The organism is Mycobacterium sp. E3198 (genome assembly GCF_001667015.1).
Taxonomy (GTDB): Bacteria; Actinomycetota; Actinomycetes; order Mycobacteriales; family Mycobacteriaceae; genus Mycobacterium.
Window position 1 is genome coordinate 81400 of record NZ_LZIS01000155.1, and the last position, 18811, is coordinate 100210.

Here is an 18811-nt window from a genome sequence, read left to right on the forward strand (position 1 = left end):
GGCCCGTCAGCTCTTCTTGTGCGGCAAGAACTCCTGCGCCTTGGTCTTCAGCCCCACCTTGATGAAGCCGACGCGATCCTCGTCGCCGGAGAGCACCGCGGTGGTGGCCGACTTGAACTGATCCCACGTGGCGTGCGGCGGAATCGGTGGCATGTCGGGATCGGTGTAGACGTCCAGCACCGTGGGACGGTCCGCGGACAGCGCGCTGCGCCAGGCGTCGGAGAGTTCGTCGGGGTCCTTGATCGCCATCGCGTTGAGCCCCAGGCTGGCCGCGAACCCGGCGAAGTCGATGTCGGGAAGGTTCTGCGACTCCGCAAACTTCGGGGAGTTCGCCATCGCGCGCATCTCCCACGTGACCTGGTTGAGGTCGTTGTTGTGCAGGATCGCCACGATCAGGCGGGGGTCACCCCACTCCTGCCAGTATCGCTTGATCGTGATGAGTTCGGCCATCCCGTTCATCTGCATGGCGCCGTCGCCGGCGAACACGATGACGGGGCGGTCCGGGTGCGCGAACTTCGCGCCGATGCCGTACGGGACACCGGGTCCCATCGTCGCCAGGGTGCCCGACAGCGAGCCCCGCATGTTGCCGCGGAACCGCAGGTTTCGCGCATACCAGTTCGCCGACGACCCGGAATCGGCAGTGACGATGGCGTTGTCGGGCAGCTGCGGGGACAGCTCGGAGAACAACCGCATGGGGTTGATCGGGTCGGCGCTGACCTTCGCCTCCATGTCCATCGTCTCCCACCAGCGCGCCACGTTGGACTCGATGGTGTCGCGCCAATCGCGGTCTTCCTTGCGGCGCAGGTGCGGAATCAGGGCCCGCAGCGCGGCCTTCGCGTCGGAAACCAGGTTGACCTCGTACGGGTAGCGCATCCCGATGAAGCGGCCGTCGACGTCGATCTGCACGGCGCGGCACTGCCCGAACTCCGGCAGGAACTGCGTGTAGGGGAAGCTGGACCCCACCGTGAGCAGGGTGTCGCAGTCGCGCATCAACTCGTAGCTGGGCCGGGTGCCCAGCAACCCGATCGAGCCGGTGACCCATGGCAATTCGTCGCTCAACACGTCCTTGCCCAACAACGCCTTGGCGGCCCCGGCCCCGAGCAGGTCGGCGACCTCGATCAGCTCGTCGCGGGCCCCGCTGGCGCCGTTGCCGACGAGCATCGCGACCCGTTTGCCCGCGTTGAGCACCTCGGCCGCGCGCCGGATCGCCTCATCGTCGGGAGAAACCGCGGGCCACTCGATGCCCAGGCTGGAGGGCACCATCTTGAAGGCGTGGGTGGGCGGTGAGTACTCCAGCTCCTGCACGTCGGACGGGATGATCAGCGCCGTCGGCGCGCGCTGAGCCAGGGCCACCCGGATCGCGCGGTCCAGCACGTTGGGCAATTGCTCTGGGACCGTGACCATTTGGACGTAGTCGCTGGCCACGTCCTTGTACAGGCTGATCAGGTCGACCTCCTGCTGATACGAGCCGCCCATCGCGCTGCGGTTGGTCTGACCGACGATCGCCACCACCGGAACGTGGTCGAGTTTGGCGTCGTAGAGGCCGTTGAGCAGGTGGATCGCGCCGGGGCCCGACGTGGCCATGCAGATGCCGACCCGGTCGGTGAACTTGGCGTACCCCACCGCCTCGAAGGCGCTCATCTCCTCGTGCCGCGACTGGATGAACATCGGCTTGTTGTCGGCACGCCCGAACGCGGCGAGGATGCCGTTGATGCCGTCACCGGGATACCCGAACACGTGCTCGACGCCCCAGGTCCGCAGCCGCTCCAGCAGGTAGTCCGAGACCTCTTGCTTTGACATTGATTGCCCTCCTAGTCAGAAGTTGCGGTGACGATGGGCGTCAGTGGTCGCCCTGCCGAACCAGAACTCGGATCGCCATGGGTTCGACGTTCCGGGCAGCCTTGCGAGCAGCACTCGCGCGCGTGCGTCGGCGCACAAATTTCCGCATACCCGAATTCGCGATCCTTATTCGTGGATCGGCCGCCAGGTTTGACCAGCCGCCGCGGCATCGCGGAGCCGGTTGCCGGGCTCCGCGCCTCCCACTACTGGCTCACGCGCTCCTTGCCAGTGAGTCCATCCCGGATGCGCTGTGCCCCTTGGCGACTCGGCGAATCAGCATGCGGGTCGCCTTCTCCAGGATCTCCTGGGCGGCCTCGGGACGGCGGGCGCGCCCGGCGCGACGCGCCGCCGCTTCGATCGTCAGGCCCCGCTCGTAACCGGTGACGACGCGGGGATCCACATAGGACCCGCGCGCCACGGCCGGGGTGTTACCGAGTTCCTCGGCGACCTCCTTCATGACGGCGGACTCCACGCGCTTGATCACCCGCTGCGAGACGGGCGGGTCCGCGTCGACGAACGCCGCGGCGGCCAGTACGGTGCCGTGCCAGGTCCGCAGGTCCTTGACGGAGTACTCGTCGCCCACCATTTCCTTGAATCGGGCGTTGAGATCATCGGAGCGGATGTCGACCCAGCCGGAATCCTTGCGGCACGCCAGCAATCGGTCGGTGCGCCCGGGACGCCGCATCAGCGCGCGCACCGCCCGAACGATGTCGGCGTCCTCGATTTCCACCGTGCGCCGCACCCCGCTCTTGGCCGGGTAGTCGAATTCGACCGCGTTGCGGTGCACCGTCACGTGACTGCACAACAGGGTCGCCATGCCGTACGACTCGTTCTCCTCGGCGTACTGCTCGCCGCCGGCGCGAAAGTAGCCGCGGTCGAGCAGGCGCAGCGCGACCGCGAGCACCCGCTCGCGCGTAAGGCCGCGGCGCGACAGGTCTTTGGCGATGCGCGCCCGCCACAGCGGCAACTGCACGGACAGCTCCAGCACCCGGTCGAACTTCTCCTCGGCGCGCTCTTGCTGCCAGGCGTCGTGGTAGATGTACTGCCGGCGGCCGGCCGCGTCGGTGCCGACCGCCTGAATGTGGCCATTCGGGTGCGGCGAGATCCATACCTTCTTCCAGGCGGGCGGAATGACGAGATCCTTGATGCGCGCCAGGGTTTCCGGGTCGGACAGCAGGTTGCCCCCGGGGTCGTAGTAGGCGAAGCCCTTGCCCCGGCGCTTGCGGGCGATCCCGGGCTTGCCGAGATCGCTGCGTCGCAGCCGCACCCTGACCTCCAGTCCCGTTGGTTGACTGGACAATTACCCGCGGCTCCGCAACGCGAAACGACCCGCCACGGCGCTGTGGCGGGTCGTTCACCCGATTGTCAGCGGAGATCAGCCGGCCATGAACTCCTGGTAGGCGGACTCGAGGGTAGGCGGCAGCGCCTTGACGTTGCACTGCCGCTCGGTGTCGCCGATCGGCGCCAGGATGCCGCGCAGGTCGTAGTACTGCTGCGGGTGGGCGGTGAAGTAGCCTCGCAGGCTGGACGCGGCCTCCGGCCGCGGCTGGCCGAAGGCGGCCGTGACCGCCTCGTTGGCGTCCGGGTGAGCGGCCAGGTATTGCTGCGCCGCGCCCTGCGCCGAGGAAACGGTCGCGTTCACGCCGCCCGGGCTGCAGTCGGGTGCTGCCGCCGCCGAAGGGGCGCCGATGACGCCCATGGTCAGTCCCCCGAGCAGGAAGCCCGCGCTGATGCCGGCGACTCGCCGGCGCGCGCCGATACTGCTGTTTTTCATGATTGGTGTTTCCTTCGAAATACATGTGCATGACTTGCCAATGAAGGTTCCCGAGCCCTCGAAAACCAAAGTAGCGGAAGACAACAGTGCCGCCGCCGGACCCGAACAGCGCCATCCGCGCCGCGCGCGGCCCGAGGCCGCCCGAGGGCGGCTTTTCGCTAAGCGGGCAACCAAATTTGCCCGGCATTGCTGAGAATTCTTAGAGAACGGCACCGGATCTTAAGCAATCGTGATCCGGATCGTGACGAAACCGTGACCTCGATCGCCGGCGATACGGGCCGCTAACGCGCCTTGCGCTGCGGCTCGCCCTGGCGGGCCAGCCCGGTGAGGAGCCGGCGCCGCGCATGGATGAAGTCGTGGGTGTTCTGCAGGGCCTCGGGCACCGAATCGACCACGGGCAGGCCGTGGTCGGTGACCACGCGGGTCAGCCGGCGCAGGGCCGCCCCGCTGACGACGTTGTTGTGCAGTTGGGCCTCGCGGTGCTCCTCGTCGAGCAGCAGCAGCACCCGCAGCCCGGCGCTGCCGAGGAAGTCCAGCTCGCTGACGTCCAGGACCAGCGGGGCCTTGAGCCGCGCGAAGCGGCGCACCACCTGGGCGACGAGCTCGGCGTTGGAGGCGTCGATCTCCCCGTCGATGCGCAGCACGGTAGCCAGGCTGCGCGCGTGAACGTGTATCTGCGCCCCGGCACAATCGATCACGTAGCGATTGCGCGGTTGCCCGCAGGCGTCGGGTCTGAGGTCGGGTGAAGAAGTCATGTGGGTACGCCCCTCAATGTGGTGAGCAGGGCGAGCGATCGCGGTGTCCTACACGCCGCTCGAAACGGCAGCTGTGAACTCAACTGGACACCAGCCTAGCTGGCCCGGCCTAGGCAGGCAGCGCGAAGGCCGTTATCCGCGGCGGCTCGCGCCGCCAAGCGTTCGTTTCGCGGCTAGGGTTCCCGCCCTTCACGTCTTGGACAAGTCCCGCAGTCGCGGCCTCGTCGACGCGGTGCCGTCGCCGTCGGCGGAATCGCCGTCAACGGCGGCCGGGGCCAGGTTGTGCAGCCAGGTGTCGACGTCGGGTCCGACGACCACCGCGCCGTCGGACGCCAGCAACGCCCCCGACGCGAGCGCGCCGAGCGCCGGCTGCACGGCGCGGACGCGACGGTTGTCGCCTTGCCGGGCAAGCAGTTTTGACGTGAGCTCCGGCAGGCGGACGGCTTCGGGGCCGGTGATGGTGCGCGGCGGATGCGTCTGCCCCGTGGCCGCCTCGACGAGCACATCGGCGACGGTGTCGGCGGCGATGGGCTGGATCAGCCAGTCCTGGACCCTCACCTCGCCGTCGTCGGAATTCACCGCGACGGGATTGGTGGCGAACTCGTACCACTGGGTCGATTTCACGAGCGTCGCCGGAACCGGGCCGTCGAGCACGATGGCCTTCGCGGCCCGCTTGGCCTCGTAGTACGGAAACCCGTTGAACACGGGATCTTCCACGCCGGCGACCGTCGACACGACCAGTCGCTGGACATCCCGCGCGGCGCACGCGCCCACGACGTTGCGGGTTGCGGTGGCCACCGTCTCGGTGATGCCGGAACGCCCCGGCAACGGGTCGCAGACGTCGATGACGACATCCACGCCCGCCAGCGCCTCGAACAGCCCCCGCCCGGACACCACGTCGACGCCGTGGGTGCGGGAGATCTCGACGATCCCGACCTCGCGGGCCCTGAGCCTGGCGACGACGCGGGATCCGGCCGTGCCGGTCGCCCCGATGACAGCGATGGTGCTCAGTGACTCCACCCCCTTCCTGGTCGACGGCACTACCCGGGAATCGCGTTTTCAAACAAGGTCGTTCGCATGGCGAAGCGCCGGCGTGATCATGCGCACAGGATCGGCGCGGGGGCGTTTGGCCGCGCCCCGGGCGGGAAGCCGGTAGTTGCGAATCACGACGTAACCACCGAAAGGGAGGTCGACCCATGGGGGACGACAAGAGCGGACCGCAGGAAGCCGTCAAGGGCGCCGTCGAGGGCGTCAAGGGCAAAGTCAAGGAGGTTGGCGGAACCGTCACCGGCCGCGACGACCTCGTCGAAGAGGGCCAGGCGCAGCAGGACAAGGCCGACGCCCAGCGCGACGCGGGCAAGAAGGAAGCCGAGGCGGAGTCGGCGCGCGCCGGCGCGGAGGCCGCCGAAGAGCGCCAGAAGGAAAACCAGTAGCTCGATTCACCCGGGGGTCCGGTCCGCATGTCGGGCCGGGCCCCTTTTCGTTTGGTTTCAAACCGGCGCGGCGGGTTATCCCTGGCAAGGATTCGGTGGCGGGAGGCGGACGATGGGCTTGCGCGGCGGCGTGTCGAGCATCGTGGCGTTCCTGCGCGCCGGTTACCCGAGCCGCGCGCCCGCCCTCGGCTACGCGCCGCTGTTGGCGCTGATGCCGCGGCGGGTCTGCAACGACGAGGTCGCGATGATCGCTAGTGCGTTGATTTCTCGCCGGCGCCGGCCCATCGAGAACGCGGATGTCGGAGTGGCGATCACCCGCGTCACCGACGAGATGCCCTCACTCGAGGACATCGATCGCGTTCAGCGCCGGCTGGACGCGACGGGGCGGGCCGGCGGGTAGGCGCGCGACTCACGCCCGTTCCAGATCGACGACCAGCGGCCGGTGATCGGAGATCGACATCAGGTCGGACTCGACCGCGCCGCCGCGCAGGCCGGCGTCGTCGGTCAGGATGTGGTCGAGCTGGCGGTGGGGGGCCTCCGCGGGAAACGTCGCGGCCACGGCCAGCGGTCGCATGCCCGACCAGCGGTGCACCGCGTCCGGCGTCATGTTGAGGTCGCCGGTCAGCAGCCGGGGACCGGGAAAGCCGCGCAGGTCGTGGACCAGCCGGCGCAGCTGGCGCCTGTTCCAGCCGGGCACGAAGGACAGGTGCGTGTTGGCCACCGTCAGCCCGCCGCACGGAGTGTGCAGCTGCGCGATCACCGCCGCCCGCGGCTCCTCGTCGACGACCATCACCCGATTCGGCCCCGGCAGATACATGGGAAACCGCATCGGAATCCGGGGTAGCCGCACCACCTGCCAGCTGGCCGCCGGAAACCGGGACAGCAGCGCGATCCCATAGGCGGCGGTCCCGGGCTGTTCTTGCCCGGTGGCGGCCATCCAGGTCGCCCCCGGGGTGCCGGAGATGGCGGCCACGAACCGGTGCTCCACCGCTCCCATCGCCTCGGCCGCCACCGCGGTGAGGTCGGCGAGCGAGGAGCGCGGCTGGTCGCAGTCGACCTCCTGCAGGGAAAGCACGTCGGGATCCAGGCGGCGCACGCAGTCCGTCAGCCGCGCCGGATGCACCCCGTTACCGAGGGTGCGGCCGTGCAAGATGTTGAAGGTGGCGACGCGCATCGGCTAGCTGAACACCACTTCGCCCACCGCGAGCAGGCGCTGCAGGACGAAGGCCGGCAACACGGGTGGGGCGCCCACGCCGCCCGGCTCGAGCTGGCTGCGAAAGCATTGCGCCGCAGCGCGTTTGCGCTCGAGCGCCCAGCCGGGGACACGGACCGAGCGGGCCCGGTCCCACGGCACCGCGGGATCGGCCGGGCTGGCCCAGTGCCACATCCACACCGGGTATTCGAAAAGCGGCGCGCCGGCGCGCTCGCAGGCCTCGGCCGCCGCACGCCCCACCGCTTCGTGGTCGGGGTGCCCGTCGCTCCGCCAGGTGGCCGCGCACCAGGTCCCGGGCGCGGCGTCCGCGAGGATCCCGGTGAGCAGCTCGGCGACCGTGCCCTCATGGTCGGCCAGCTCGCCGTCGGGCAGACCCAGCGACACCGGCGCCGGGACACCCAAAACCGCTGCAGCCCTGCGCAGTTCGTACCGGCGGGTGATTTCCGCGCGCGTCCGCTCCTGGGGTGTGGCGCCGGGCCGCGCGGCACCGCCGTCGCTGACCGTGATCACCCGGACGTCGACGCCCGCGGCGACCAGTTGCGCAATCGTCGCGCCGAGGCCCAGCGTCTCGTCGTCGGGGTGGGGCGCCACGACGACCAGCCCGGGGCAGGCGCTCAGGTCCAGCGGCGGCGGCCGTCGGCCGTCGAGGGCCGCCAGCCACAGCGGAACCGGGGTGCCGCCGCGGGTCAGCGGCTTGGCAGCGAACTTGGCGGCATTGCTCGCGGGAAGGGTGGCGCGGGGGCGCTCGATGGTGGTCATTGCGGCCGCCCGACGAGCCTGCCGAGCTCGGCCAGATCCCGCTCGGCGTGGCTCTGCCGGATGTAGATGGTCAGGTCGGCGACCCGCTGGGCGTGCCGGCCGTCCTGGCACAGCGGGCCGGGCCCCAGGGCGCGGCCGGTGCGCGTGATGGCCTCGTCGGCCGCGTGTTCCACCACCGTGCGGGCTCTGCGGGCCAGCAGCTGGGCGGTGTCGGACCGGTCGAAGGGGTCCGAGTCGATCTGCATGGCCGCCGCGGCCAGGATCGCGTCGCCCGCCGCGAGCGCGGCGTCCACGGCGCCGAGGTGGGCCAGCGAATACGCGTCGGCCGATTTGCTTGTGGCGCAGCGATACAGCGGCTCGGCGACCCTGCGCGCGCCACCCAGCCAGCACGCGGCCACGCCGATCGTGCCGTGCCAGAATCCCGGCCGACGGAAGTACTCGTCGGGATCGCCGACGGCGACGGTTTGGGCGTTGGTGAACTGCACCGCCCTGGTGTCGCTGCCGGCCATTCCGACGTTCCACCACGTGGTGGGCAACGCCTTGACGGCGGGCTCGGCGACCGACACCGCGAACAGGCCGCGCGTTCCGTCGTCGAGTCGGGCGGTCACCAGCGCGTGGGTGCAGAACCCGGCGCCCGAACACCACACCTTGGTGCCGTTGAGGACGACGGCGCCGCCGCTGACCCTGGTGGCGATCAGCGCGGCGTCGGGCGACTCCGCGGCCCACACGCCCCACAGCTGATCGGAATCGGGCGGCTTGCCGCCCAATTCGTGCAGGATCGCGACGGCGTCAACGTGCGACTCGGCGATCCGCGCCGCCACGATGTCGTCCTCGGCCAGCCGCGCCAGGCGCTGCCAGCGTTCGGCGGTACGCCCCGACGCGGGCAGGGTCAACTCGAGTCGTCCCGACTCCAGCCAGTGCTTGACCAACCCCGCCGTCACTCGTGATCACCTGCCGCCGATCTCTTGAGGGCCGCGTGGGCACGGTGAGCGTGGGACAGGGCGGCTGACATAACACAAAGGTTTGCCAGTCTGGAGGCCGGCTAAACGGTCGACAACCGATGTCGCGCGCCTGTCGGCCAGGTTGCATACCCCGGCGGCGGGGTATGACCTATGCACCATGACACCCACCCAGACACCGGCCGAAACGCCCACGGATCTGCCCGTTTCCTGCGCGCACCTGCGCGAGGCGTTGCGCAGCGCCGCGTCGGCGCTCAAGGAGAACGGGCCGCGTTTCGCGTTGGCCGGCACGTATGCCCTGTGGGCGTTCGGCGCGCCCGAGCCCAGCCACGACGTCGACGTGGTGGTGGCCGAGGCGGACGTGGCCAGCGCCGAGGCCACGCTGGCCGAGGCCGGATTCGCCATCGAGCATCCCCCGGAGGATTGGCTGTTCAAGGCGCGCACCGGCGATACGGTCGTCGACGTTCTGCATCGCATCAACGGCGAACGCGTGGAACCCGCGACCTTGGACCGCGCCGAGCCGCGCGACGTGTTGGCGATCGCGATGCCGGTGCTGCCGCCCACCATGGTGGTCATCCAGAAGCTGCGCTCGCTCAACGAACATCACTGCGACTTCGCGAAGCTGCTGCCGGCGGTGCGGGCGGTGCGCGAACGGCTGGACTGGGCGCACATTCGGGCCCAGACCGCCGACAACGACTACGCGGTCGCGTTTTTGGTGCTGGCCGACCGGCTCGGCATCACCGGTTGAGTGCCGGTCAGTGGTTGCGCAGCTTGGCGACCAGCTTGTCCTTGGTCAGGCTCGAATAGCCCGACATGCCAAGCTCTTTGGCCCTCTTCTTCAGTTGCGGAACCGTCCAGTCCTCATACGAGCCGGATTTGCCGCCCTTGCGGCTGACCGACGACTTGCCCCGGCCGGCGGCCGCATTGGAAATCCGTGCCGCCTTCTCCTTGGAGTCGCCCTTCTTGCGCAGATCCTGATACATCTTTTCGTTCTTGATCGACGAACGCGGCATGGTTGATCCTCCTTTGCAAACCCCGGTGGCTAGGCCGGCACCGGGTCGGTTTGGCGTTCCCAGCAACGGTGCCCGCCCAGCGCGGCGGCGACTTCCGCGGCGAACTCGTCGGGTAACTCGTCGGCCGCCGCGGTGGTGGTCACCACCGCCCGGTCGCTGACGACGTCGGTGGCCGGCTCGCTGTCGGCGGCGAGGCGGGCCTCGATGTGCGCGGCGCGCAGCAGCTTGATCCCCGCGCCGTACGCGCCGATCGGCTTGAGGTGCTTGTAGGCCTCGACCAGGAAGTGCACGGCATAACCGTCGTGGGACAGCGTCTGGACCGAATCCGGTCCGCACGCCACCACCACCGCGTCGTAGAGCACCGACGCCATCGTCGTGAACGCCCGGTCGACGGGCAGTTCGCCGCCGGACCCACCGCGCAGGGTGCCGCCGGCGACGGGCGCCAGCACCTCGACCATCGCGCCGCGCTCGGCCATGAGCTCCTTGAAACGCTGCGTCCCAACGACATCCACCCCATCGGCGGCCAGCACCGCGATCTTGCGGGTGGCGATGCTGTCGCTGATGCCGATCTGGGACAGCGCCGGTGAGGCGGCCACCTGGCCGTCGACCGCTTCGTCGGGCGGCGCCGGCAGTCCCAGCTTCGCGGCCACCCGGGTGGCCAGCTCGTGATCGACGCGGGCGAGTTGGGCGACCACCGCCGAGCGGATGTCGGGCACTTCGACCTTGCCGAGTTCGAAGGCGAACGCGGCGACGATGTGTTCGGCCTCGACCGGCGACATGCTCTTCCAGAACATCCGCGCCTGGCTGTAGTGATTCTCGAACGATTTCGCCCGCTTGCGCATCGCGGCGCCGTCGACACGCTGCGTGTAATGGCGAAAGACGTTCTCGTCGGCCAGCGCCGGGCAGCCGCCGCCGACAGTGTTCTTGTAGTAGCTGGACCGGCCCTGCGGGATCGCGTGCTGGGAATAGCCGTCCTGCTGGTTGTTGCGGACCTCGGCCAGCGGGCGGTTGACCGGCAGTTGGGCGAAGTTGGGGCCGCCCAGGCGGATCAACTGCGTGTCGAGGTAGGAGAAGTTGCGGAACTGCAGCAGCGGATCGTTGGTGAAGTCGATCCCCGGCACCACGTTGGCGGTGTGGAAGGCCACCTGTTCGGTCTCGGCGAAGAAATTGTCGGGGTTGCGGTTGAGCACCATCTTACCCACCGGCCGCACCGGAACCTGTTCCTCGGGAATGATTTTCGTGGCGTCGAGCAGGTCGAAGTCGAACTTGAACTCGTCTTCCTCGGCCACCAGTTGGACCCCGAGTTCCCACTCGGGATACTGGCCGGACTCGATGGCGTCCCACAGGTCGCGCCGGTTGAAGTCGGGGTCCTTGCCGGCGATCTTCTGCGCCTCGTCCCAGATCAGGGAATGCGTTCCCAGCCGCGGCGTCCAGTGAAACTTCACGAAAGTGCCTTCGCCGCGGTCGTTTACCAGGCGGAACGTATGCACGCCGAAACCCTGCATCATCCGGTAGCTGCGCGGCAGGGCGCGATCCGACATCAGCCACATGATCGTGTGCAGCGTCTCGGGCTGCAGCGCCACGAAGTCCCACAGCGTGTCGTGGGCCGAGGCCGCCTGCGGAATCTCGTTGTGCGGCTCGGGTTTTACCGCGTGCACGAAGTCGGGGAACTTGATGCCGTCCTGGATGAAGAAGACCGGAAAGTTGTTGCCCACTAGGTCGTAGTTGCCCTGATCGGTGTAGAACTTGGTGGCGAACCCGCGCACGTCGCGCACGGTGTCGGCGGACCCGCGGAAGCCGGCCACCGTGGAGAACCGGACGAACACCGGCGTCTGCTTGCCGGAGGTGGTCAGAAACCGCGCGGCCGTGTATTCGGCCAGCGAATCGTCGTAGGGTTCGAAGAAACCGTAGGCCCCCGATCCGCGCGCGTGCACCACGCGCTCCGGGATGCGCTCGTGATCGAAGTGGGTGATCTTCTCGCGGGCGTGGAAGTCCTCCAGCAACGTGGGCCCCCGCTCGCCGGCGGTCAGCGAATCGTCGGTGTCATCGACCCGGACGCCCTGCTGGGTGGTCAGGTACCCGGTGTCGCGGCGCACCCGTGACGGCTCGAGATCGTGCTGCTTTTCGTCGGACGTGTGATTGGTGTCCATGGCTTTCGGTTACCACGGCTAAGCCGGGGTAAACAGAGCCGCGCGTCCCTATCCACCGGCCCTGCGGTTACGTACCCTTGGTGGGGGTAGTTGAGGGTGGTGATTGACGCGACCAATGAAAACGGCCTGCGCGGAGTGGTCGCGATAGGCGCCTCGGCGGGCGGCGTCGAAGCGCTCTCACGCTTGGCGGCCAGCCTCTCGCCCGACCTGCCTTACGCCTACTTGATGGTGCTGCACGTCCCCGCCGGTGCGCCGAGCGTCCTGGCGCGCATCATCGATCGCTGCGGACCGCTGCCGGCGAGGGCGGCCCAAGACGGCGCGCCGCTGGAGCCGGGCCACATCTATGTCGGCACCCCGGACCGCCACCTGCTGGTCGCCGACCATCGCGTGCTGTTATCGCAAGGGCCGACCGAGAACGGGCACCGGCCCGCGATCAACGCGCTGTTCCGCTCGGTGGCCGTGACATTCGGCCACCGAGCGATCGGCGTGTTGCTCTCGGGCGTCCTCGACGACGGCGTGCTGGGTTTGGCCGCCATCCGCTCGCGCGGCGGCACCACCATCGGCCAGGCACCGGGGGACGCGCTGTTCGCGGCCCTGCCGACAAACGCCCGGGATGCCGGCGTGCTGGACCGGCAGGCCGCGGCGGCCGACATCGGGGCGGTGCTCAAGGAGCTTTCTCAGAAAGAAATCGAGGACCCGATCATGGAACCTGACGCAGCGCTGGACCTGGAAAACCGCATCGCGATGACCGCCCGGTTTTCGACCGATTTCGATACCCAGGACCTGGGTGCGCCGTCCGGCTATACCTGCCCGGACTGCAACGGCTCGCTGATCACGATCACCGAGGGTCACTTCCGCTGCCAGGTCGGTCACGCGTGGACGGCCGATGCCCTGCTCGCCGCGCGCGATACAGAGGTGGAGGGCGCGTTGTGGGTCGCCCTGCGCAGCCTCCGGGAGAAGGCCAAATTGGCGCGGCAACTGGCCGACAAGGCCGGCCCCGGCCTGCTCTCGCGGCGCTACACCGGCCTCGCCGAGGAAAGCGAACGGGCGCTGGCCGTGCTCGGCGACCGGCTGGCGGCCAACGCCCCCCATCGCGGTGATGCCGATGGATAAACCGCGGTCGGCGGTCCGAATCGACGCAGCAGCACCTCAGCGGGATGTGCCCGTCCTGGTGATGGACGGGGTGCTGGACAGCTCCACCTATCGGACCATCCGCGACACCGTCATCAAGGCGGCGCTCGACGAGCCGCGCGCGGTGATCGTGGACGTCAATCACCTGTCCGCGCCGTCCGCGTCGGCGTGGACGGTGTTCACCAGCGCCCGCTGGCACGTCAGCATCTGGCCGGACGTTCCGATCCTGCTGGTGTGTGCGCGGCCGCAGGTGCGCACGGCGATCGCCGCCGGCGGCGTGACGCGGTACGTGCCGGTGCATCCCAACGTGGAGTTGGCGCTGGGAGCCCTCGGCAACCAGCCGCTGCCCCTCCGCCGGCGCGCGCGCAGCGAGCTTCCCGCGACCAAGGTCGGCGTCGGCCTGGCCCGCGCCATGATCACCGACTGGCTCACCCAATGGGACAAGGCCGACCTCGTTCCCGTCGCGGCCACGGTGGGCACCGTGTTCGTGGAGAACGTCCTCGACTACACCGAAAGCGCTCCGGTGCTGATCCTCGAGAGCCAGCGCGACACCGTCACCGTCGCGGTCGAGGACTGCAGCGAGCACCTGCCGGGCCGGCACGAAGACGCCTATCGCGGCGCCGAGATCGTCTCCGGCCTGGCCATCGTGTCGGCGCTGTGCCGGGCGTGGGGGGCCACCCAGACGTCGTCGGGCAAGACGGTGTGGGCACTGGTCGGTGGGGAAAATCAGCTGTAGCGCAGCGAGTAATGTTCGAGTCCTTCGGCGAACGCGCTTTCGAACGGGACGTTAATGGACGGCAAGACGGACGAGGCCTTCGAGGCTTTGTTGCGCTACATGCGGGACTCGCGTGGGTTCGACTTCACCGGCTACAAGCGCACGTCGCTGATGCGCCGGGTACGCCACCGCATGGATCAGGCAGGATACAGCACCTTCGAGGAGTACCTCGACGTGCTGCAGGCCAGCTCGGACGAATTCGCGGCCCTGTTCAACACCATCCTGATCAACGTCACCGCGTTCTTCCGGGACCCGGACGCCTGGGAATTCATCGCCGCCGAGGTCATCCCGCGGATGCTGGCCGAGCGCGGACCCGACGACCCGATCCGGGTGTGGAGCGCGGGATGCGCGTCGGGGCAGGAGGCCTACACGCTGGCCATGCTGTTGGCCGAGGCGCTGGGTCCCGACGCCTTCCGCCAGCGGGTCAAGATCTACGCCACCGACATCGACGAGGAGGCGCTGTCCGAGGCGCGCGCCGCGTCGTATGACGCCAAGGCCGTCGAGTCGGTCCCGGCCGACCTGCTGGCGCGCTATTTCGAACAGGTCAACAGCCGCTACGTCTTCCACAAGGACCTGCGCCGCGCGGTCATCTTCGGCCGCAACGACCTGGTGAAGGACGCTCCGATTTCGCGCGTCGACCTGCTGGTGTGCCGCAACACGTTGATGTATCTCAACGCCGAGACGCAGCGAAACGTGGTGGGGCGCTTGCATTTCGCGCTCGCACCGCAGGGGACGCTGTTCCTCGGGCACGCCGAGATGCTGCTGAGCCACAGCGACCGTTTCGCGCCGCTGAACCTCAAGAACCGGATCTTCCGCAAGGTCGCCGGGTCCCAGGGCGTGGCCGACCGCTACGACCCGGCCGCCGCGTTCTACGAACGCCACGGCGACCTGCCCGGCCTGACGACGGTGCGCGACCTGGCTTTTCGTGCCAGCCCGGTCGCCCAGATCGTGATCACCGGCGAGGACACCGTCGCGATGATCAACCAGCAGGCCGAGAGTGTCTTCGGCCTGTCGGCCCGCGACATCGGCCGGCTGCTGCGCGACCTCGAGGTGTCCTACCGGCCGGTCGAGCTGCGCGCCTACCTGGAGCAGGCCAAGGTGGAGCGGCGCTCGACGCGGATCCCGGACGTCAAATGGCAGCGGCCCGGCGCCGAGACGGTGTGGTTCGAGATTCACGTCAATCCGCTCGTCGATGCCGAGAACGGCCTGCTCGGCGTGTCGATCGTGTTCTTCGACGTCACCGCGACGCGCGCGCTGCTCGACAAGGTCGTCCAGACCAACCGCCAGCTCGAGGCGGCCTACGAGGAGCTGCAGTCCACCAACGAGGAACTCGAGACCACCAACGAGGAGCTGCAGTCCACGGTGGAGGAGCTCGAGACCACCAACGAGGAGCTGCAGTCCACCAACGAAGAGCTCGAGACGATGAACGAGGAGCTGCAGTCCACCAACGACGAACTGCACACCATCAACGACACGCTGCGCGAACGCAGCGTGGAGCTGGACGACGCCAAGACCTTCCTCGATTCGTTGATCAACTCGGTTCAGCTCGGGATGGTCGTGGTGGACCGCGAGATGCGGGTGGTGGTGTGGAACCGCGGCTGCGAGGACCTCTGGGGGCTGCGGTCCGACGAGACGACGGGAAGCCGCCTCACGGGCCTGGACATCGGTCTGCCGCTGGACACCGTGCGGCCGTTGATCGGGAACGCCTTCGTCGATCCGGACAGCGCGGGCGAAACCGTGGTGGACGCCGTCAACCGGCGCGGGCGGCCCGCGCGGGTGCGGGTCGCGTGCACCTCGTTTCGCTCGGCCGACGGAACCGTCGGCGGGGCGCTGCTGCTCATGGAGGTCGTCGGTTAGGTCAGCGGCCCCACCGCGCGGCCGCCTCCGACGCCGCCTGGTGGGCGAGTTGCGCCCGGCGCACCGACTCCTGCGCCCTGCGCCGCGCGAGCGCCACGGTCCGCGCGGTGGCGCCGAAGCCTTCGGACAGGTCCTCGCGTCTGCGCTTGAGCTCGGCGGCCCGCTGTTTCGCCAACTCGGCGCGGGCGGTTGCGCTGTTGGGTGTGCGGTCCGGCGACATAGGGGATTCCTCGTACGCCGCGCTCGGTCTGTCGCCGTTGCCCTCGACCGGGCGCGGCGCCGCGGACGCGGGCGTCCCACCCGCGACGATCTCGGCCAGGGCGTGCCCGATCTCGTGGATCGGCAACACCTGATCGGCGCCGGCTCGGATGGCCGCGAGCGGCAGCGACGCGTACTGGGCGGTGTCCGGGCTCTGGGCGATGACGACGGCGCCGGCCCGCCTCATCGCGACGGTGCCGACCGCGCCGTCGTGCCCGGACCCCGACAACAGGACCGCCACGCCGCGCGCTCCGTACGACTTGGCCAGCGATGTCAGCAGGACGTCGAAGCGCCGTTCGACGAGGGCGGCCATTTCATGCAGGCGACAGCGGCCGTCGGGCGTAAATTCCAGGTGCCTTCCCGGCGGACAGACCGCCACCTCGCCGGCCGCGACGGCCTGACCGTCCCGCGCCCAACCGACCCGATGGGGCGTCTGCCTGCCCAGGATCGTCGGCAGCACGCTGCTGATGCCGCCGAGGTGCTGCTGCACGACGACCGCCGCCGGAAACTGGGGCGGCAGGTCATGCAGGACGATGGACAACGCGTCCAGTCCACCGGCCGACGCCAGGAGGACCACCAGGTCAACGTGTCGGCGGCTGCGGTTGCTCATTACTTCAGTGTCCCCTTCGAAGCGGCTCCGTCCCAGGTCGCGGCGCGGTCCGATATGCGAAACGCCGGGACGGTGGGCGAAGCGGGCGAAGTGCGGCGTTTCGCATCTGTCGGGCCGGGTAGGCCCTTCTTTGGGCCGGTTGGCTGCAGCGCGTCCGAAGGGGGCCATTGTGAAGATCGCGATCGTCACCGGTGACGACCTCGTCGCCGACGATCCGCAGCAGGTGTGTGCCGCGCTCGTGGAGCGGGGACACGAAGCCACCATCTACGTGCGCCGGCCGGACCGGCGCCCCGCGAAGGTGATCCGCATCGGTCCACGCGCGGCGCTGCCGTATGTCGGGGAGTGGGCGCAAGCCCTCGAGCGCCGTTGGTCGTCGGATGCACCCGACGTCGTGCACGCCTACGGCTGGCTGGGCGGGCTGGCCGCCCAGCTGGCGGCGCGACGCCACGGGCTGCCGACGGTGCAGAGTTTCCTGGGGCTGGCCGTGACGTCACGTTCGGCGTCGGGGACGCCGCCCGAGAGCGAACGCGAACGCGTCGAGCCGCTGCTGGCGCGCGGTGCGGCGTGGGTGACCGCCGAGTGCGCGGCCGATATCGACGTGCTGGCCCGGTGGCGGCACGGTCGGGCCCGGGTGTCGCACCTGTGCAGCGGCGTCGATATCGAGCGGTACAGCCCGGTCGGCGCAGCGGCCCCCCGCAGTGGCCTTCATCGCGTCCTCTGCCTGGCGCCGGACCTCTTGGAATACAACGGTTTTGACTTCGCGATCCGGGCGCTGCCCAGGGTACGGGGCGCCGAGCTCGTCGTCGCCGAGACCGCCGTCGACGATCCCGGCCGCGACCGGGCGCGGGCCAAGCTCGAAGGCCTGGCCGCCGAGCTGGGCGTGTCCGACCGCGTCCGCTTCGCGGGCCCGGTCGGCGACGACGATCTGCCGGCGCTGTTGCGGTCCGCCGACATCGTCGCGTGCACGCCCCGGCGGCCGGAGCGCGCGGCGCCGGTGCTGCAGGCCATGGCCAGCGGCGTGGCGGTGGTCGCGCTGCCCGTCGGCGTCCTGAGCGATGCCGTGGTGGACGGGGTCACCGGGCAGGTGCTCTCCCAGCGCGGCCCCGCGGCGCTGGCAACGGCCTTGAGAAGCCTTCTGGCGCAAAGCTTCCACTGCGAGAGCATGGGAGCGGCCGGCCGCAGCCGCGCCGTCTCGCGCTTCGCCTGGGACCGGATTGCACTCGACGCGCTGAACGTGTATCGGCAGATCGTGCCGCAACAACGGGTGCTCGCGGAGTTCGAGTCGACGGGCGTCCGGTGATGCGACCGGGCCCCCGATGACGGCCGTCGCCGACACCGCGGGCTCCGTCGTCGGAGTCGCCGGCGAGCCCGACGCGATCCAAGTCGACCTGCGTCCCACCGGCGTAACTCAACTACCCGACCTGGGTCCCGCCCAGAGCCCCGCCGCGGTTCGGTACGAGCAATTCCGCATCGTCGAGCCCGACGCGATCCGCCGGTTCTATGCCGGCGCCTACCCGCCGGGCTGGCGCGTCAGCGGGATCACGAGCCGCTCGGCCGTCACCCACCGGCGCTGCGCAGCGGCTTCGATGGTCCTCGACGAGGTGTCCATCCAGGGCCAGCTGAACTTCGAGATCCCGCCCGCCGACACCGTCGTCGTGATCCAGCCCCGGGCGGGATCTCTCACCGTGACGGGGGGCCCGTTCCCCGACGTCGATTGCCCGATCCTGGTCGCCCACGGCATGTCGTGCGCGCTGCGGGTGAGCGGCGCGCGGTTCGATGTGGTGACCGTCGCCGCCGACGCGCTGCACAGGGTCGCCGCGGACGGGCATGCCCCGCTGTCGCACCAGGTGCGGTTCCTGAACTGGCGGCCACGCTCGCGCGGCGCCGTGCGGGCCTGGCATCGCGCGCTGGACTACGTGACCGCGACGCTGGCCGCGCCGGACACCGCGCAACAGCCGCTGATCGTGGCCGCGCTCGCCCCGCTGCTGGCCGGCGCGCTGCTCGAGTGCTACCCCTCCAACGCCACCGAGCAGGACCTGGCCGGTGATCCGGCGCTCCCGGCAGCGCTGAAGGAGGCCGTGGCCTTCATCCACCGGCATGCCGCCGGCGACGTGAGCATCAACGACATCGCCGCCGCCGTCCACCTCACCCCCAGGGCGGTGCAGTACCTCTTCCGGCGCCAGCTCGACACCACGCCCACCGAATACGTGCGGCGCGTCCGGCTGCACCGCGCGCACGACGAGCTGATCGCCGCCAACCGGGCGCATACGACCGTCGCGCAGGTC

19 protein-coding genes are annotated in these 18811 nt (G+C 69.7%); 8 read left to right on the forward strand and 11 right to left on the reverse strand.

Going from position 1 to position 18811, the window contains the following annotated elements:
- Window positions 1–6: 6 nt before the first annotated feature.
- The 5 genes from A5673_RS17135 to A5673_RS17155 form a co-directional block, all read right to left on the reverse strand.
- Complete coding sequence (locus A5673_RS17135) at window positions 7–1800, reverse strand: thiamine pyrophosphate-requiring protein (RefSeq protein WP_068234734.1); 1794 nt, start codon at window positions 1798–1800, stop codon at window positions 7–9.
- Between the two features lie 250 nt (window positions 1801–2050).
- Window positions 2051–3106, reverse strand: a complete 1056-nt coding sequence (locus A5673_RS17140) for a DNA topoisomerase IB (RefSeq protein WP_068234737.1) — start codon at window positions 3104–3106, stop codon at window positions 2051–2053.
- A 108-nt stretch (window positions 3107–3214) separates the two neighbouring features.
- On the reverse strand, window positions 3215–3613 hold the full coding sequence (locus A5673_RS17145) for a heme-binding protein (RefSeq protein ID WP_068234741.1): 399 nt from the start codon (window positions 3611–3613) through the stop codon (window positions 3215–3217).
- Between the two features lie 281 nt (window positions 3614–3894).
- On the reverse strand, window positions 3895–4368 hold the full coding sequence (locus A5673_RS17150; protein WP_082958793.1) for an STAS domain-containing protein: 474 nt from the start codon (window positions 4366–4368) through the stop codon (window positions 3895–3897).
- A gap of 189 nt (window positions 4369–4557) precedes the next feature.
- A complete protein-coding gene (locus A5673_RS17155; protein WP_068234747.1) occupies window positions 4558–5388 on the reverse strand; it encodes an SDR family oxidoreductase in 831 nt (276 codons plus the stop codon).
- 176 nt (window positions 5389–5564) lie between these two features.
- Here A5673_RS17155 and A5673_RS17160 point away from each other — a divergent pair, with 176 nt between their 5' ends.
- Window positions 5565–5801, forward strand: coding sequence for a general stress protein CsbD (locus tag A5673_RS17160; protein WP_068234749.1), 237 nt, complete (start codon window positions 5565–5567; stop codon window positions 5799–5801).
- A gap of 112 nt (window positions 5802–5913) precedes the next feature.
- The gene (locus A5673_RS17165) at window positions 5914–6201 is read left to right on the forward strand and encodes a DUF3349 domain-containing protein (RefSeq protein ID WP_068234752.1); all 288 of its coding nucleotides are present in this window, start codon (window positions 5914–5916) and stop codon (window positions 6199–6201) included.
- A gap of 9 nt (window positions 6202–6210) precedes the next feature.
- Here A5673_RS17165 and A5673_RS17170 read toward each other — a convergent pair whose 3' ends face one another.
- The 3 genes from A5673_RS17170 to A5673_RS17180 are packed head-to-tail and all read right to left on the reverse strand — an operon-like array spanning window position 6211 to window position 8714.
- Window positions 6211–6975, reverse strand: coding sequence for an endonuclease/exonuclease/phosphatase family protein (locus A5673_RS17170; protein ID WP_068234754.1), 765 nt, complete (start codon window positions 6973–6975; stop codon window positions 6211–6213).
- A gap of 3 nt (window positions 6976–6978) precedes the next feature.
- Window positions 6979–7773: a PIG-L deacetylase family protein gene (locus A5673_RS17175; RefSeq protein ID WP_068234757.1), complete on the reverse strand. Its 795-nt coding sequence runs from the start codon at window positions 7771–7773 to the stop codon at window positions 6979–6981.
- On the reverse strand, window positions 7770–8714 hold the full coding sequence (locus A5673_RS17180) for an acyl-CoA dehydrogenase family protein (RefSeq protein ID WP_068234759.1): 945 nt from the start codon (window positions 8712–8714) through the stop codon (window positions 7770–7772). The genes A5673_RS17175 and A5673_RS17180 overlap by 4 nt, the downstream gene beginning before the upstream one ends.
- 178 nt (window positions 8715–8892) lie before the next feature.
- On the opposite strand from A5673_RS17180, the gene A5673_RS17185 reads away from it, so the two are divergent.
- Complete coding sequence (locus A5673_RS17185) at window positions 8893–9480, forward strand: nucleotidyltransferase (protein ID WP_068234761.1); 588 nt, start codon at window positions 8893–8895, stop codon at window positions 9478–9480.
- A gap of 7 nt (window positions 9481–9487) precedes the next feature.
- Here A5673_RS17185 and A5673_RS17190 read toward each other — a convergent pair whose 3' ends face one another.
- Window positions 9488–9745, reverse strand: a complete 258-nt coding sequence (locus tag A5673_RS17190) for a Rho termination factor (protein WP_068234765.1) — start codon at window positions 9743–9745, stop codon at window positions 9488–9490.
- Between the two features lie 29 nt (window positions 9746–9774).
- Window positions 9775–11895: a catalase gene (locus A5673_RS17195; RefSeq protein WP_068234770.1), complete on the reverse strand. Its 2121-nt coding sequence runs from the start codon at window positions 11893–11895 to the stop codon at window positions 9775–9777.
- Window positions 11896–11991: 96 nt separating this feature from the next.
- Here A5673_RS17195 and A5673_RS17200 point away from each other — a divergent pair, with 96 nt between their 5' ends.
- Genes A5673_RS17200 through A5673_RS17210 form a run of 3 tightly spaced genes read left to right on the forward strand, consistent with a single transcriptional unit; the run spans window position 11992 to window position 15658 of the window.
- A complete protein-coding gene (locus A5673_RS17200; protein ID WP_068234773.1) occupies window positions 11992–13008 on the forward strand; it encodes a chemotaxis protein CheB in 1017 nt (338 codons plus the stop codon).
- Window positions 13001–13762 carry an STAS domain-containing protein gene (locus A5673_RS17205; protein WP_068234829.1) on the forward strand — a complete coding sequence of 254 codons (762 nt, stop codon included), beginning with the start codon at window positions 13001–13003 and terminating at the stop codon, window positions 13760–13762. Before A5673_RS17200 ends, A5673_RS17205 begins: the two co-directional genes overlap by 8 nt.
- A gap of 54 nt (window positions 13763–13816) precedes the next feature.
- Window positions 13817–15658 carry a CheR family methyltransferase gene (locus A5673_RS17210; RefSeq protein ID WP_068234776.1) on the forward strand — a complete coding sequence of 614 codons (1842 nt, stop codon included), beginning with the start codon at window positions 13817–13819 and terminating at the stop codon, window positions 15656–15658.
- 1 nt (window position 15659) lies between these two features.
- On the opposite strand, the gene A5673_RS17215 is transcribed toward A5673_RS17210, so the two are convergent.
- Window positions 15660–16526: a chemotaxis protein CheB gene (locus A5673_RS17215; RefSeq protein WP_068234780.1), complete on the reverse strand. Its 867-nt coding sequence runs from the start codon at window positions 16524–16526 to the stop codon at window positions 15660–15662.
- A gap of 169 nt (window positions 16527–16695) precedes the next feature.
- Here A5673_RS17215 and A5673_RS17220 point away from each other — a divergent pair, with 169 nt between their 5' ends.
- On the forward strand, window positions 16696–17826 hold the full coding sequence (locus tag A5673_RS17220) for a glycosyltransferase (protein ID WP_068234781.1): 1131 nt from the start codon (window positions 16696–16698) through the stop codon (window positions 17824–17826).
- 16 nt (window positions 17827–17842) lie between these two features.
- A partial coding sequence (locus tag A5673_RS17225; RefSeq protein WP_068234786.1) for an AraC family transcriptional regulator occupies window positions 17843–18811 on the forward strand: 969 nt, incomplete at its 3' end.